The organism is Schleiferilactobacillus harbinensis DSM 16991 (assembly GCF_000425885.1).
Classification (GTDB): domain Bacteria; phylum Bacillota; class Bacilli; order Lactobacillales; family Lactobacillaceae; genus Schleiferilactobacillus; species Schleiferilactobacillus harbinensis.
On the sequence record NZ_AUEH01000030.1, the window covers coordinates 1 to 13,452 of the forward strand.

The 13,452-nt window shown below is 52.6% G+C and carries 17 protein-coding genes and 1 riboswitch; of the genes, 4 read left to right on the forward strand and 13 right to left on the reverse strand.

Going from position 1 to position 13,452, the window contains the following annotated elements:
* Positions 1 to 225: 225 nt before the first annotated feature.
* Both H627_RS0109795 and H627_RS0109800 read right to left on the reverse strand, forming a co-directional pair.
* Positions 226 to 594, reverse strand: coding sequence for a CvfD/Ygs/GSP13 family RNA-binding post-transcriptional regulator (locus tag H627_RS0109795; protein WP_027828814.1), 369 nt, complete (start codon positions 592 to 594; stop codon positions 226 to 228).
* Between the two features lie 32 nt (positions 595 to 626).
* Positions 627 to 1,484, reverse strand: coding sequence for an ROK family protein (locus H627_RS0109800; RefSeq protein WP_035440586.1), 858 nt, complete (start codon positions 1,482 to 1,484; stop codon positions 627 to 629).
* Positions 1,485 to 1,684: 200 nt separating this feature from the next.
* On the opposite strand from H627_RS0109800, the gene H627_RS0109805 reads away from it, so the two are divergent.
* The 3 genes from H627_RS0109805 to H627_RS0109815 all read left to right on the forward strand — a co-directional run bounded on the left by H627_RS0109805 (position 1,685) and on the right by H627_RS0109815 (position 3,941).
* Entirely contained in the window at positions 1,685 to 2,656 is a 972-nt protein-coding gene (locus tag H627_RS0109805) for an NAD(P)/FAD-dependent oxidoreductase (protein WP_035440589.1), read from the forward strand.
* A gap of 13 nt (positions 2,657 to 2,669) precedes the next feature.
* Entirely contained in the window at positions 2,670 to 3,176 is a 507-nt protein-coding gene (locus tag H627_RS0109810) for a phosphatidylglycerophosphatase A family protein (protein ID WP_027828817.1), read from the forward strand.
* Between the two features lie 114 nt (positions 3,177 to 3,290).
* Entirely contained in the window at positions 3,291 to 3,941 is a 651-nt protein-coding gene (locus H627_RS0109815; protein WP_027828818.1) for a VTT domain-containing protein, read from the forward strand.
* Positions 3,942 to 3,993: 52 nt separating this feature from the next.
* Here H627_RS0109815 and H627_RS0109820 read toward each other — a convergent pair whose 3' ends face one another.
* The 10 genes from H627_RS0109820 to H627_RS0109865 all read right to left on the reverse strand — a co-directional run bounded on the left by H627_RS0109820 (position 3,994) and on the right by H627_RS0109865 (position 11,364).
* Positions 3,994 to 4,623 (reverse strand): TIGR01906 family membrane protein, encoded by a 630-nt coding sequence (locus H627_RS0109820; RefSeq protein WP_051225337.1) that lies wholly within the window; start codon positions 4,621 to 4,623, stop codon positions 3,994 to 3,996.
* Positions 4,624 to 5,406: a TIGR01457 family HAD-type hydrolase gene (locus tag H627_RS0109825; protein WP_027828820.1), complete on the reverse strand. Its 783-nt coding sequence runs from the start codon at positions 5,404 to 5,406 to the stop codon at positions 4,624 to 4,626.
* A 24-nt stretch (positions 5,407 to 5,430) separates the two neighbouring features.
* Positions 5,431 to 5,799: a YutD family protein gene (locus tag H627_RS0109830; protein ID WP_121499997.1), complete on the reverse strand. Its 369-nt coding sequence runs from the start codon at positions 5,797 to 5,799 to the stop codon at positions 5,431 to 5,433.
* Between the two features lie 6 nt (positions 5,800 to 5,805).
* Complete coding sequence (locus tag H627_RS0109835) at positions 5,806 to 7,209, reverse strand: bifunctional metallophosphatase/5'-nucleotidase (protein WP_027828822.1); 1,404 nt, start codon at positions 7,207 to 7,209, stop codon at positions 5,806 to 5,808.
* An 86-nt stretch (positions 7,210 to 7,295) separates the two neighbouring features.
* Positions 7,296 to 7,910 carry a metallophosphoesterase gene (locus H627_RS0109840; protein WP_027828823.1) on the reverse strand — a complete coding sequence of 205 codons (615 nt, stop codon included), beginning with the start codon at positions 7,908 to 7,910 and terminating at the stop codon, positions 7,296 to 7,298.
* Positions 7,911 to 7,988: 78 nt separating this feature from the next.
* Positions 7,989 to 8,312 (reverse strand): PTS sugar transporter subunit IIB, encoded by a 324-nt coding sequence (locus tag H627_RS0109845; RefSeq protein WP_027828824.1) that lies wholly within the window; start codon positions 8,310 to 8,312, stop codon positions 7,989 to 7,991.
* A 173-nt stretch (positions 8,313 to 8,485) separates the two neighbouring features.
* On the reverse strand, positions 8,486 to 9,532 hold the full coding sequence (gene tsaD, locus H627_RS0109850; RefSeq protein ID WP_027828825.1) for a tRNA (adenosine(37)-N6)-threonylcarbamoyltransferase complex transferase subunit TsaD: 1,047 nt from the start codon (positions 9,530 to 9,532) through the stop codon (positions 8,486 to 8,488).
* On the reverse strand, positions 9,525 to 10,082 hold the full coding sequence (rimI, locus tag H627_RS0109855) for a ribosomal protein S18-alanine N-acetyltransferase (RefSeq protein ID WP_027828826.1): 558 nt from the start codon (positions 10,080 to 10,082) through the stop codon (positions 9,525 to 9,527). The genes tsaD and rimI overlap by 8 nt, the downstream gene beginning before the upstream one ends.
* Entirely contained in the window at positions 10,066 to 10,806 is a 741-nt protein-coding gene (tsaB, locus tag H627_RS0109860; protein WP_027828827.1) for a tRNA (adenosine(37)-N6)-threonylcarbamoyltransferase complex dimerization subunit type 1 TsaB, read from the reverse strand. Before tsaB ends, rimI begins: the two co-directional genes overlap by 17 nt.
* 24 nt (positions 10,807 to 10,830) lie before the next feature.
* Entirely contained in the window at positions 10,831 to 11,364 is a 534-nt protein-coding gene (locus H627_RS0109865; protein ID WP_027828828.1) for a folate family ECF transporter S component, read from the reverse strand.
* 39 nt (positions 11,365 to 11,403) lie between these two features.
* Positions 11,404 to 11,500: riboswitch (THF riboswitch) on the reverse strand.
* A 159-nt stretch (positions 11,501 to 11,659) separates the two neighbouring features.
* Between H627_RS0109865 and H627_RS0109870 the strand changes: the two genes are divergently transcribed.
* On the forward strand, positions 11,660 to 12,655 hold the full coding sequence (locus H627_RS0109870; protein WP_275453027.1) for an asparaginase: 996 nt from the start codon (positions 11,660 to 11,662) through the stop codon (positions 12,653 to 12,655).
* A gap of 48 nt (positions 12,656 to 12,703) precedes the next feature.
* Here the strand turns inward: H627_RS0109870 and H627_RS0109875 are convergent, their stop codons facing one another.
* On the reverse strand, positions 12,704 to 13,444 hold the full coding sequence (locus tag H627_RS0109875) for an acyl-[acyl-carrier-protein] thioesterase (protein ID WP_027828830.1): 741 nt from the start codon (positions 13,442 to 13,444) through the stop codon (positions 12,704 to 12,706).
* Positions 13,445 to 13,452: the final 8 nt, after the last annotated feature.

Here is a 13,452-nt window from a genome sequence, read left to right on the forward strand (position 1 = left end):
TCCGCGTCCTGACGCACTTTCGTCGCTGTCGCTCATCACGACAACGAATAATATCTTATCAGCCCAGTCCCGCTTCGTCAACACCCTTTTTACAAAAGATAAACAGAGTGCTAATTGAAAGTCGAACAAAAAAATACCACCCCAGGCTATTATTAAGAAATAGCTGGAATGGTAGCGGACAGATAAGGGGAACACTTCCAAACATGCCCTCTTTTTACTCAAAAATCAGGCAAAAAAATCTTTTTCAGCTTCTTTAAGCCACGCGGGCACCGCGTTATGAATCGGTGCGAACCCGGCTGCTACGTGGTGGTTAGTCCAATAGTGCTTGGCGCGTACCCGACTGCCGGAAAAAGGATCCGGTGCCATGGCCCGCAGCGATAAGCTGATTTTCTGGGAATATTCATCCACATCCAGGACCTTAACATGGACAGTCTCTCCGACGTGCAAAATATCATGCACATTTTTGACGTACCCGTGCCGGCATTCCGAGATGTGGATCAATCCCTGCGTGTCGCTGTCCAGCGCAACAAATGCGCCGTAGGGCTGAATGCCGCTGACGGTACCCGTCAAGACATCACCAATGTGTACTTCCAAAACAGATACCCTCTTTCATCCATTCGATTGTATTACAATTGCTCGGCAGCTAAAAGCAAAGCGCCTGTAATCCCGGCATCATCGCCCAAGCCCACTGGAACAATATAGTCGTCGGCGGCCGGAACACTCACGTAATCGGCCAGAAGTTTAGTGAATTGGGACCGAATCAACGGGAACAATTGGCTCTGTTTGGATACCCCGCCGCCAAAAATGATCACGTCAGGGGAAAGGAAAAGCGTCGTAGTCATGCACGCTTGCGCTAAATAATAAGCTTCAATCGCCCAGGCAGCATCGTTCGGAGCAATATCCTTGCCCTTCTTCCCCCAACGCTGCTGAATGGCCGGGCCGGCGGCCATCCCCTCTAAGCAATCACCATGATAAGGGCAAGCGCCGGCGAAGGTATCAGCTTCGTGCCGGCGCACTAAAATGTGGCCCGCTTCAGGATTTTGACTGCCCATATAAATTTGGCCATGATGGATATAGCCCATGCCGATGCCGGTCCCAACTGTATAGTAAGCAACGTTTTGCTTGCCCTGACCAGCACCCTTCTTGAATTCGCCGTAGGCAGCCACGTTCACATCGGTCGTAAAGGCGATCGGCACTTGGGCATAGTGTGCTTTTAAAGCACCCAAAAAGTCATAATTGGCCCAAGCAAGTTTCGGCGTCGTTGTAATGTAGCCGTATTGCGGTGATGCCGGATTGGCGTCAATGGGGCCAAAAGAGCCGACGCCCATGGCCTCAATGGTATATTGATCAAAAAAGGCAAACACGGCACCCAGAGTTTCGCTGGGGGTGGTGGTCGGAATGTGGGTCCGGGCCTGGATATTGAATTTATCGTCGCTCACTGCGCACACGAACTTCGTGCCGCCAGCTTCAATTGCTGCGTACATGGTTGATGACCTGCTTTCTTTAATTGAAATCGTTTCACGGTTTTCGCCTTTTATAGTACAGTGATTCACTAACCGTGTCCAGACAAGACAAAGCTAAAATGACGCCGCGCTTGCGTCCAGGGTCCTAAATCAACTATGCTATGGGAGATTACGTACCCACTTGGAAAGGAATAGTCACAGTGACAGCAGACACAACACATATGTATGATATCAGCATTATCGGCGGCGGCCCCGTGGGCATGTTTGCCGCCTTCTACGCCGGCCTGCGCAACGCCGACGCCCATCTGATCGAAAGCCTGCCCCGGCTGGGCGGTCAGGTCAGCGCCCTGTATCCGGAAAAGGACGTTTACGACGTCGCCGGCTTCCCCCATATTAAGGCGAAACAGCTGGTGGCTGAATTAACCGATCAGCTCAAAGAATTTGCTCCAGCGATTTCTCTGGAAACCACTGTCCAAACCATCACGAAAGAAGCTGACGGTACATTCAGCATCGGCACCAATCGGGGCACTTACCGGTCAAAAGCAGTCGTTATTGCCATCGGCAACGGTGCCTTTGCTCCCCGCAAACTGGCTTTTGACTACGATCACCAGTTGGATGAGCGGCGGGTGCACTATTTCATCAATGATCTGGAAGATTACCGGGACACCGATGTGGCTGTCGCCGGCGGCGGTGATTCGGCCATCGACTGGGCCTTGGCCTTGGAACCGATTGCCAAGAGCGTGACGATCATCCACCGCCGCGATCAGTTCCGCGGCTTGGAATCCAGCGTGGAGAAAATGAAAGCCTCCAGCATCCAAATCATGACCCCCTATCTGCTTTCTGCCTTAACGGAGACTAACGATCGGTTGACGATTGACTTGAAGAAAGCCCGCACGAAGGAAGACGCCAGCATCACGGCGGACCACTTGATCGTCAATTATGGCTTCACTGCCGATGCCCGGATCCTGCGGGATTGGCCGATCGACATCAAAGGTGCAACCATTCCGGTCAATACCAATATGGCCACGTCCACGGATTTGATCTATGCAATTGGCGATGTAGTCGATTATCCCGGCAAAATGCAGCTGATTGCCAGCGGTTTCGGTGAAGCCCCGGTGGCTATCACCCAGGCGCTGCAAGAAATTTACCCGGAACGCAAACAACCGTTGCACAGTACCTCATTGATCCACTAAGGAGTTGAAGCTTATGGCAACAAATGCCGATCGAATTTATGATCACTGCGTCGGTCTGCTTCATGAACGCGGGGTCCAAATCGAAGATATTAGTAAACTCACGTTATTTCTACAAGAAAAGTACATTCCCAACCTAACCCTTGCAGAATGCACCGAGAATGTTGACGTGGTATTGCACAAACGGGAAGTGCAAAACGCCATCATGACTGGCATTCAACTGGATAAATTAGCTGAAGCCAAGGAATTGGAACCGCCGCTGCAGCAAATCGTTGAAGAGGATGAAGGCCTCTACGGCGTGGATGAAATTATGGCCCTGTCCATCGTCAATGTTTACGGCAGCATCGGTCTCACCAATTATGGGTACATCGACAAGATCAAGCCCGGCATCTTGGCTAAACTAAATGCCCATGAACCGGGTATCATCCACACTTTTCTAGACGATATTGTCGGCGCCATTGCCGCCTCCGCTGCCAGCCGGTTAGCCCATGCCCATCCCGAAACCCAGCCGGACGTTTATTAACCGCAATTGCTAAGAAAGCAGAACGAAGCCAAACATTTTTTCTGTTTGGCTTCGTTTTTTGCTATAATGCCCCTAGTTTACTTCCAAAATGACTATAAACGGAGGCCCTCACCCATGAACACGTTAATCGACTTTATCTTACATATCGATTCTCACTTGGTCCAGATCGTCAATACCTTTGGCAACTGGACCTATGTAATCCTCTTCGCCATGATCTTTATCGAAACCGGCATCGTGATTTTCCCTTTCCTGCCTGGTGATTCATTGATCTTCGCCGCCGCGGCCCTGGCTGCCAACGCCAACTATCACCTCAATATTTGGCTGCTGTTCTTCCTCTTCCTAGCCGCCGCTGTAATCGGCGATACCGTCAATTACCACATCGGTCATCACATGGGCCTGGCCGCCAGCAACAATTCGTTCTTCGGCCGCTTCATTAATCGAGATAAACTCAAGGTCGCCGAGGATTTCTTCAATAAACATGGCGGCAAGACGATTGCTATTGCACGCTTCGTCCCTATTGTTCGGACTTTTGCTCCTTTTGTTTCCGGCGGCAGCAACATGCACTACGGCCACTTCCTGCATTACAACTTCATCGGCGGGCTTGCTTGGGTGCTGGTCTGTGTGAGCGGCGGTTACTTCTTCGGCAACATTCCTTTCGTTCAAGAGCATTTCAGCCTGGTCGCCTTGGGCATCGTGCTGATTTCCCTCCTGCCAATGGTCTTCGCCTACTTGAAGCATCGATTCAGCAAGACTACCGCTGAATAATGAGTGAGAAAAGCAAAAAGATCGGCTGTCCGAATGGACGCCGATCTTTTTATTATACGCGGCTCTGCTTTTTAGCCCACCGATACAGCAGCCAGCAGAAGAGTTCCAGCAGAATGAATGCTAAGAAAAACGTATGCGCAAAGAAATCCTCCGGCAGCACAGTGATGATGGGATCCTTAGCTGGGTCAAAAATCCAGTCCGAATTGCGGAACAGGATCTCGTGGAAAGTAATGAAAAACTGGTCGAAACCCATCAGCGCCAGGACCCCCAAGGCCGCTGGCACTGCCATGGCGATTCGGCTGGGGTTCAGCAGCCGCCACGTATTTCCCCGCCGCTTCAATTGGCGCAAGAAATGCCACGCTGGCCAGGCGGTGATGATCAAAATCGCATAATCTAGAAGAAACAGGTTTTTTACATCGTGAAAGTGCACTGCCCCGGTGGCCGATACAGGGAAATTCGTCATATGCAGCGTCCCGATCCACGGAAAATGCAGGTAGGCCATCAGCTGACCATAATTACGATATAACTGGCCAAAAGTCACCGGCACATTGGATTGATCCAGAATATTCAAAAAGTGCACATCAATTGGGTACAGAATAAACGTCCCAAGAATCGTCACCGCGATGGCCGCGCTCAAAACAAACAGCCAAAGGGCCACCCACTGGGGAAAGCGACGCAGCATCTAAATCACCTGCCATTGGTCCAAACAGGACAGCACATAAGTCGGCTGGACAGGCAGCTTAGGCACTTCCTCCGGTTTGGTATACCCGGTCGTCACCAGCAGCGTATCCATTTTAGCATTGATACCCGCCTGAATATCAGTATGATAATTATCCCCAACCATCAAAACATCCTTAGGCGGCAGGCCGATTTCATTCAATGCGGCCTGCATGATCGGCAACTGCGGTTTGCCAATGTAAAGCGCCTTTTGCTGCGTCGCCCGCTCCACCAGAGCAATCAGTGATCCGGCACCAGGTACTAACCCCCGCTCGTTGGGCAGATTCGTATCTTCATTGGTCCCGATAAACCTGGCTCCGCGCTTGATTGCCAAGGTTGCCAGTTCAAATTTATGGTACGTCACGTCGTAATCCAGACCAACGACAACATAATCCGGCGTCACTTCTTCCAGGGTCATCCCGGCATCCAGCAGCGCCTTTTTCAGCCCCAATTCACCAATGCAATAAAAACTGAATGGGTGCCCCACCGTCCGCGCCCGATCCCGCAAATACGCGGCCGTCGCCAGTGACGGCGTATAAATCGTCTCCGGCGTCACGTGAATATCATGATTATCCGCCAAATTCTGAACCACGGCGGCCGGTGTTTTGGTCGTATTGTTGGTCAAAAAAAGAAACGGAATGTGTTGCGCCTGCAGCCGTTCCACGAAGGTTTTGGCTGCGGGGATCCGCTCCTTGCCCCGATAGGTCGTGCCGTCAAGATCAATAAAATAGCCCTTATAATGCCGCAAAAAAAAGTCTGTCCCTTCTGGTTGTTAATTCAACTGCTGGCCCGGTGTCATCGGCACTTTAGCCAAGACAAAATAGGCACAGCCAAAATTGCAAAATTCGTATAGATAATCCGCCAAAGTGGAAATATACTGGTCCCGATTGGCATGGCGGTGCCCATCCGCGTAAAAACCGCGCAATCGCAACTGGTCGAAGCCCCAATCCCCGACGATATAGTCGTATTTACTCAACAGCGTGACAAAGCTATCTCCGAGGGCGTCGGCTTGAAAGCCGTCTTTGTGATTGGTGACCACTTGGTAAGACACATCGTCGATCTGGATCAGGTCCTCTTTCAATTGCACGACCCGGTGCGCCGGAGTATGCAGCGTTTCCGCGGAATTAGCCGGTTCAGTCATCCTTGTTCACTCCCCTTCTGACTCAATTGGATAGTGTTTGGTCAAATAGCGGGCAACAATTTGCCGCAAAAAGTCAGGGAACATGATTTGATTATCGCCCATGATCTCAATGGTTGGGAAAAACGGGACGAATAAGTAATGATCAAGCGTACCCACGGTATATTCCCGGTCAGGGTCAATCGGCCGGTCTTGCCAGTAAACGGTCCGGCTGGCTGCGTCAAAAGACAGGCCCCGGTAGCCGATCGTGCCAAAGATTTTACCGCGGAAGCTCATCCCCTTTAATGGGAATCGGCGCAGGAAGCCGCGGTTTTTCTCCATTTCGCGAACCAGCCGCCACAGATCCGTCCCTTTCAGCGTGACCTTCATCGCATGCATCGGGTGCGGCATCTGTGTGTGCAGATCATCCGCCGTGACAATGCCCTGGTGCAGACCAGTCAGAAAGAGGCCGGCATTCAGGATGGTCGCCTCGGTGCCGGTATATTCAGCCAGGGCCTTGAGTGCCAGGTCCAGCATTGGCGACGGATGATTGTAATCAATGGGAAAATCCTGGGGTAGGCGAGCGATTTGATGCTGCTGCAGCAAATGATGCCCCTCATCGGCCCAGGCTTTGATCTGCGCCGCATCCGCCGGCTCAGCGGGCAGATCCACAGTATCATAGACCCATGCCCGCTTGCTGGTCACATGGTGATCGGCGAGTTTTAATTCCATTTCGCCCACGTGCTCGCCCCACTTACCGGCGGCACCCAGCAGGACGCCGTTATCCATCTCGCCTTGAGGCAGCAAATGATGGGTATGCGCTCCCAAAATCACATCCACTTGGGGATAATGAGCGGCAATGTACCGATCCATTTCAATCCCTAAATGCGACAAAAGAATACAGACATCGTATTGCCCAGCAAAGGCATGGAGCTGGCGGGGCAGCACCTCACCGATGAGTTCTGGATACCAGCCGTTCGCGTGATACGTGGTCAAAAACGGCGCCGTATAGCCCAAAACCAGGATCCGGGTGCCGCCCGCCGAGTGCAGCAGCACATGATCCACAGCAAAAGGGGCGAGTTTTTGAGTCGTCCGGTCGCTGAATAAATTGCCCAAAACCACAGGGAAGTTAGCCTGGTCATAAAGATGGCGCAAGACATGGGGCGAATTGCCAATCCCCTCGTTGTTGCCGATCGTGGCGGCATCATAGCCGACCTTGTTCAGCATCGCCACATTGGCCTGCCCATTCGTGGCCTCGGTCAGCGGGTGGGCCCGATCCATGGCGTCACCGATATCAAAAGTCAATACCGTGTGGGTCCCTGCGGCCAACCGCCAATGGGCTTTGCGGGCCGCCAGCTGGCGCGTGATCCGCGGCCAATTTTCAAAATGGGAATGAAGATCATTCGTGTGTAATAAATGGATGGTTTCCTGCACCGTTATTCCTCTTCCATAAACATGATTAGCTCCACTATACCGTGCCCGCTGCCGCCAAGCAACGCCCGGTGATTCTTGGAAGCGCCTTACCCTTGCTTTTTCTGCTGGGCCAAAAAGGCGTGTTTGCCCGCAATCATCTGCTCGACCTCAGCAAACGTCAAGGGTGCCCCAAAGGGCAAGGGCGGTTTGACCCACTGCCGTTCCGGCGCATCTACCCCGATGTTGATGTTGGTGTCGTAAGGCATCATCGTGTGGTGGATGTGTCCGTGCAAATTGTAAGTCTGATGGGTGATGCCGAAGAAGAGCGGATAATGGGTCAGAAAATACTGATTATGATCGTATTTCACGATGATGCCCACATCATGAAAAGTGTATTTGGGCCGGCCATCGGGCATGATCGGGTTATGCTGAGCTAAGTACTTGAACAGGTCGCGATAATCGTGATTGCCCTTGATCAGCACAATATGCCCGTGAAGCTGCACCAAGATGGCGGCCACATCAGCCGGCGTTAAATAGTGTTTCGGCCGCAGCGCGATGTCCCCGAGTTCATAAACTGTATCGGCATCACTCACCCGATCATTCCAAGCGGTGATCATCTGCTGATTCATCGCTTCGACAGTGGGAAAATCCCGGGGCGCGAAGTCATTGTCCCCCAACAAGTCGCTGTGATAAAAATGGGTGTCGCTGATCACAAACTGCATATGCATGGCTCCTTTTGTTCTATGATACAACAAAACCTCCCAGCGGCAGGAACCGGTGGGAGGCCAGATAACGATTAATTAGCCAATCAGCTTCATGGCTTGTTGCAAAACAGTCTCGCCATCCATCATGCCATAAGCGCGCATGTCGATGACATCAACCGGAATGTTCTTGTCGGCCAATTTCTTAACGAATTGATCCTTCATGAAACGAACTTGTGGTCCAAGCAGCAGCACATTGACGTTGTTTTCAGCCAACTTGTTGTCAGCGTCAGAAGCACCCGTTGCGAAGATATTCGCTGTAATGCCATCCTTCTTAGCAGCTGCGTCCATGCGCTGCACTAACATGGAAGTGGACATCCCCGCCGCACAAACCAACATGATTGTTTTTTCATTTTCAGCCATTGTAATAATCTCCTTTTCGTTATCTCAAGAGTGATTCGTTCTTGACTCTTTAAGAATACACGCGTAAGCGTTTCATGTCAACTAAACGTTATTTTAGACCAATTGAAAACATGACTACAGTCCGTAGTGGTCACGCTTACCGCAGCGTCGCAGTTAATGGGCTGCGTGTTATTTTATACAGGACTTGTTTCTTTGCTGAGGGGAAACGACAGGCTGGGATCGGCGTTGAGAGTCAGGTCGCCGCGAATACCTTGGGCGTAGGCCACATGGGCCGCTGCACCGATCATGGCGGCGTTATCCCCGCACAGCCGTAACGGCGGGATAAGCAACTGAGGCGGATCAGGCAGTTTAGCCAATTCCGCCTGCATGCGTGTCCGCAACCCCTGATTAGCTGCCACACCGCCGGCAATCACCAATTGATGGACCGGATGGGTCTGAAGTGCCCGTAATGTTTTGCCCACCAGAATGTCCAAGACAGCGTCCTGAAAACTGGTAGCCAAGTCAGCCTTGTTCAGCGTCTCCCCCACCTGTTCAGCATGATGGACAGTGTTGATGAAGGCACTCTTCAATCCGGAGAAACTAAAGTCAAGATTATGTTCTTCCATCATCGCCCGGGGGAAATGGAACGTATCTTGGCCCTGATGAGCCAGCTCATCCACCGGCTTGCCCGCGGGATAGGGAATCCCCAGTACGCGGCCGATCTTATCGTAGGCTTCGCCCACAGCATCGTCCCGGGTGTCGCCGATGATCTGAAAGTCGTAGGCGCTGGCCATATAAACCAGCTCCGTATGACCGCCCGAGACCAATAATGCCAGCAACGGGAAATGGAACGGCGCCACATAGCTGGCCGCATAGGTATGACCGGCCATGTGGTTGACCGGGATCAAGGGCAAGTGGTGGGCGAAAGCAATCGTCTTCGCCGCGGTCACGCCAATCAGCAACGCGCCCACTAGGCCCGGTCCATAAGTCACCGCGACAGCGGTCAAATCAGCATAGGTCACACCGGCTTCGGTCATCGCCTCTTCCGTACACCGGGTAATCTGTTGTACATGGTGGCGGCTGGCCACCTCCGGCACGACCCCGCCGAAGCGTTTATGGCTGTTAATTTGAGTGGCAATGATGTTGCTTAAGATTTTCGTACCGTTTTCAACCACCGCCACACTGGTTTCATCACAACTGGATTCAAAGGCGAGAATTAATTCACGCACAGAGCTATTCAGCCTCCTTCTCTGATTCAATGGTCAAAATCATATTTCGCGCATCCATCTGATCGGCAATGTAGTAATTCGGCTTGATGGCCCCATCGCGAAAGCCTAAGGCGTGATACAGGGCAATGGCCGGGGCGTTATCCACCCGTACTTCGAGGGTCATCTTCGGCATCTCCGCTGTCTTGGCCCGCTCAATCATCGTCGTCAACAAAAAGCGGCCCAAGCCGCGCCGCTGCCAATCTGGATCAACCGCCAGATTCGTGACATGCGCTTCGTTGGGCGTAAACCAAGTGCCAATGTATGCCACGAGGTCGCTTTGATGGAAAATATTCAAATATAATGCCTTGTCGTACCGGCGCAGTTCTGAGTGAAAGGCGCGGGCATCCCAGGGCTGACGGCCGGCATAAATTCGCCGTTCCACTGCCAGCATGGCAGGAATATCGGCCTCCACCGCCTTTTTCATCCGGTAGGTGACATCTTTGATCGTGACCGGCTGCTCCGTAAATTGCAATACGTCAAGCGGTTCGGCGCGTCCGAACCAGGACTTAAACTTCCTCAACATAGGGTGCATGTCCCTCATCATGGTGGTGTCGCCTCCATTCCTGCTCGGCCTGTGTCTGGCGGTAGTAGGTGGGTACAAAATCATGCAGATCAGCCACCGGCGTCATCGCTGGCGCCCACAGCGCCAACCGGCTGGTCTTGGGTAAAGCAGCCAAGGGTTCCGCGAAGGCGGCCCGGTCGCCCAAGACGCTGCGGATATGCTCTTGGTACGCAACTGGGATGTTCCCAACCACGATCACCGGCTGCCGCAAGGCCGCGACACCAGCTAACAGTTCAGCCAGCGGTTCATGCTGGGGCAGCAGCACATTTTGCGGCCCCGTGGCTTCCTGTCCAGGGACCCACTGATATACCCCGGCAAAAACGTTCTCGTGGCGCGCGTCGATCAGCGGCATGATCATCCGCGGATCAGCGGCCCCCACATTACCGGCCAGCAGCTGCAGCGAGGTTGTTGCCACCAGCGGAATACCCAACGTCCAGGCCAAGGTCTTGGCTGTCGTCACGCCGATGCGCACCCCGGTATAACTCCCCGGACCGCTGGTGACAGCAATTCGTTCCAGTTGTTCAACCGGTGTTTCTGTGTGCTCCAGCAGCTCGCTGATGACTGGCAGCAGCGTTTGGCTATGGGTCCGCCGCATATTCAGCGTCACCGTCCCCAACACTGTCTCGTCTTCACTCACCGCGACACTCAACGGCTGATTCGCTGTATCAATTGCTAAAACCCGCAAATCCTTCGACTCCCCTCAATCCATTTATTTACTTTGCAACTGCGCCGTCCCTGGTACCCGCACCAATACTTTCAGCACCGAATACAGAATAACGATCTGAATCGGGGCAGAAATGAATTGCTTAAGCAACCGCCAAGAAATCAGCAGTGGCCATGGGGTTTGGTACATGAACCGGACCCAGAGGGTATTCATGAGCATATTGACAATGATCGTCACACTCACCACCCCGAGAATCGTATACCGCCATTCGACCGGCCGATTATGCAGCCAATAGCCGTATAACGCTCCAGCCATGATCGCCGACAGGGTGAAGCCAAAGTAGAAAATCCCCCCGCCGCCGAGAAAGAACCCGATGATATCGTCGGCGCCGCTGGCGAAAGCTGCCCAGAACGGTCCGAAGAAATAACCCAACAGTGCGGTACCAATGAAACCAAAACCCACCTTGACCAATGAATCGCTGCCGACGCTGATTTTAGCCAATACCAGTTGTACGGCCATCAGAATTGCCAGCCAAATGATTTGGCGTGTGGTGAGCTTCCAGGAATGTTGTGTTGTCATGTCTGACATCTCCCTACTGGAGCTGTCGCAAAGAAATCTTGCGGCGAATGCGGCCCCAACACCGCAAGCTAATGCTTTTCCAGCCGCAGTTCACATTCCGTTCCTGCGGCACTTAACGCGTGGGGCCTACTCCGTATTTTTTATTGTAAATACGTGTTATATCATGCAACATATAATTTGCAAAAGCAAGCAGAGAGCGCAGCCTCTGGTCGGCGGAGCTCGTTTAGGAGAGACCAGCCCTCTTCCCTTCACCCCCAAAAGCGAGTACGCTAAAAACAATCTCACACAAGGAGCGATCAACCAATTGAAAAAAATTCTGGTCCTGCATACTGGCGGTACGATTTCAATGTCGGCCAATGCCAGCGGTGATTTACAGCCCAATGATGAAAATCCGTTAGTAGCCGATGTGGATATGGAAGGCATGTTCCATCATCAGCTGCAGCTGATTACCGAGGAAATCTTCAATCTGCCCTCGCCCCATGTTACCCCGGAACGGATGCTGGAATTGCGCAACCGGATCGTACGGGCGGAAAACGATGAAGGCATTGACGGCGTGGTGATCACCCACGGAACGGATACGCTGGAAGAGACCGCCTACTTTTTGGATCTCACACTGCCCAACACCATTCCAGTCGTCGTCACCGGTGCAATGCGCGGGGCCAATGAAATTGGCAGCGACGGCTTGCATAATTTCCAAAGTGCCGTTTGGACCGCTAATTCCGATGATGCCCGGGGCAAAGGCGTCTTGGTCGTCATGAACGACGAGGTGCACACCGCCCGGTTTGTGACCAAGACCCATACCACTAACGTGGCCACCTTCCGCACGCCGACCTTTGGCCCCATCGGCTTGATTTCTAAGCAGCATGTGAACTTCTTTCAAGAATTGATCCAGCAAACCGTCTGCGACATTGACCATGTCATCGGCGGCGTTTACTTATTGAAGGCCTTTGCCGGAATGGATGGCGATTTATTCGACGCCATTGATCAGCCCACCACCCGCGGACTCGTTATTGAGGCCCTCGGTGCTGGCAATCTGCCCCCAGCCACCTTGCCGGCCCTGCGCTGCCTGCTGGCCCACGATATCCCAGTCGTCCTGGTCTCCCGCTGCTTCAACGGCATCGCCGAAGACGTTTACGACTACGAAGGCGGCGGTGTGGAATTGAAGAAAATGGGCGTGGTTTTCTGTCGCGGCCTGAACGGGCAAAAGGCCCGGATCAAGCTGCTGGTCGGCCTGAGCAACGGGATGCAGGGCGAAACTCTGCACCATTATGTGAACAACGCCTTTTCATAATCTTGGATACAAAAATGGCAGCCCGTGCGGCTGCCATTTTTGTATCGATCAATCTTCAGCCCAATGCAAAATGGCCTCAGTATTCATTTCGTCATTGTGCCGAATCAAGTGATGGGTTGCTAACGCATCTTCCGGATCCGCCAGATACAAGGATTCCGCCGTGTCGCCGTATTGAATCTCCCGTTCATAGCGAATATCGACTTGCGTCAGCGCATGATGCAGGACAAAATCCAACGGCAGCGTATCAATCATCCAATCGAAATAATGCACATTATTCACGTGATGGTTAGAATCGATATCCTGGTACCGCACCCGGTAAGGCTTCATCAAAGCATCCGTGTAATCCATCTTATTGATCCGGGGGAACTTCAAGACCGTCTTTTCTTCCTTGGTGTGGAACGGAGCCACTAATTCATCGATGATCGGCACCATTTTGCGGGTGCTAAAGCTCATCATCACAAAGGTCGCCGTGACATGGGCCAATTCAGTACCCTGATCATCCAGCACCCAGAACTCGCGATAACAGAAGAACCGGTTGCGGCTGGACGCCGCGGTGCGCAATTCCAGCTTGTCGCCCACTTTAGGCAGGCGGGTAAACGTCATGTGGTACTGCGTAATGACCCAGCCGACACCATGCGCATGGGTTTTATCTTCGCCGACACCAAGCGCTTCCGTTTGATGCTCCGACGCCATGATCAAAATTTCCATCAGACTGGATAAATGGATCTCTTCCCGAGTATTGACCATGAAGTACGGGACTGTATAGTGTTCAGACCAAATTAGGGCCATTCGGCATT

Bases quoted from the DNA above. Each gene is read 5' to 3' on its own strand.
- H627_RS0109800 (WP_035440586.1), bottom strand. From the start codon at position 1,484: ATGTACGCAGCAATTGAAGCTGGCGGCACGAAGTTCGTGTGCGCAGTG.
- H627_RS0109805 (WP_035440589.1), top strand. From the start codon at position 1,685: ATGTATGATATCAGCATTATCGGCGGCGGCCCCGTGGGCATGTTTGCC.
- H627_RS0109810 (WP_027828817.1), top strand. From the start codon at position 2,670: ATGGCAACAAATGCCGATCGAATTTATGATCACTGCGTCGGTCTGCTT.
- H627_RS0109815 (WP_027828818.1), top strand. From the start codon at position 3,291: ATGAACACGTTAATCGACTTTATCTTACATATCGATTCTCACTTGGTC.
- H627_RS0109820 (WP_051225337.1), bottom strand. From the start codon at position 4,623: ATGCTGCGTCGCTTTCCCCAGTGGGTGGCCCTTTGGCTGTTTGTTTTG.
- H627_RS0109830 (WP_121499997.1), bottom strand. From the start codon at position 5,799: ATGACTGAACCGGCTAATTCCGCGGAAACGCTGCATACTCCGGCGCAC.
- H627_RS0109840 (WP_027828823.1), bottom strand. From the start codon at position 7,910: ATGCAGTTTGTGATCAGCGACACCCATTTTTATCACAGCGACTTGTTG.
- H627_RS0109845 (WP_027828824.1), bottom strand. From the start codon at position 8,312: ATGGCTGAAAATGAAAAAACAATCATGTTGGTTTGTGCGGCGGGGATG.
- rimI (WP_027828826.1), bottom strand. From the start codon at position 10,082: ATGTTGAGGAAGTTTAAGTCCTGGTTCGGACGCGCCGAACCGCTTGAC.
- H627_RS0109865 (WP_027828828.1), bottom strand. From the start codon at position 11,364: ATGACAACACAACATTCCTGGAAGCTCACCACACGCCAAATCATTTGG.
- H627_RS0109875 (WP_027828830.1), bottom strand. From the start codon at position 13,444: ATGGCCCTAATTTGGTCTGAACACTATACAGTCCCGTACTTCATGGTC.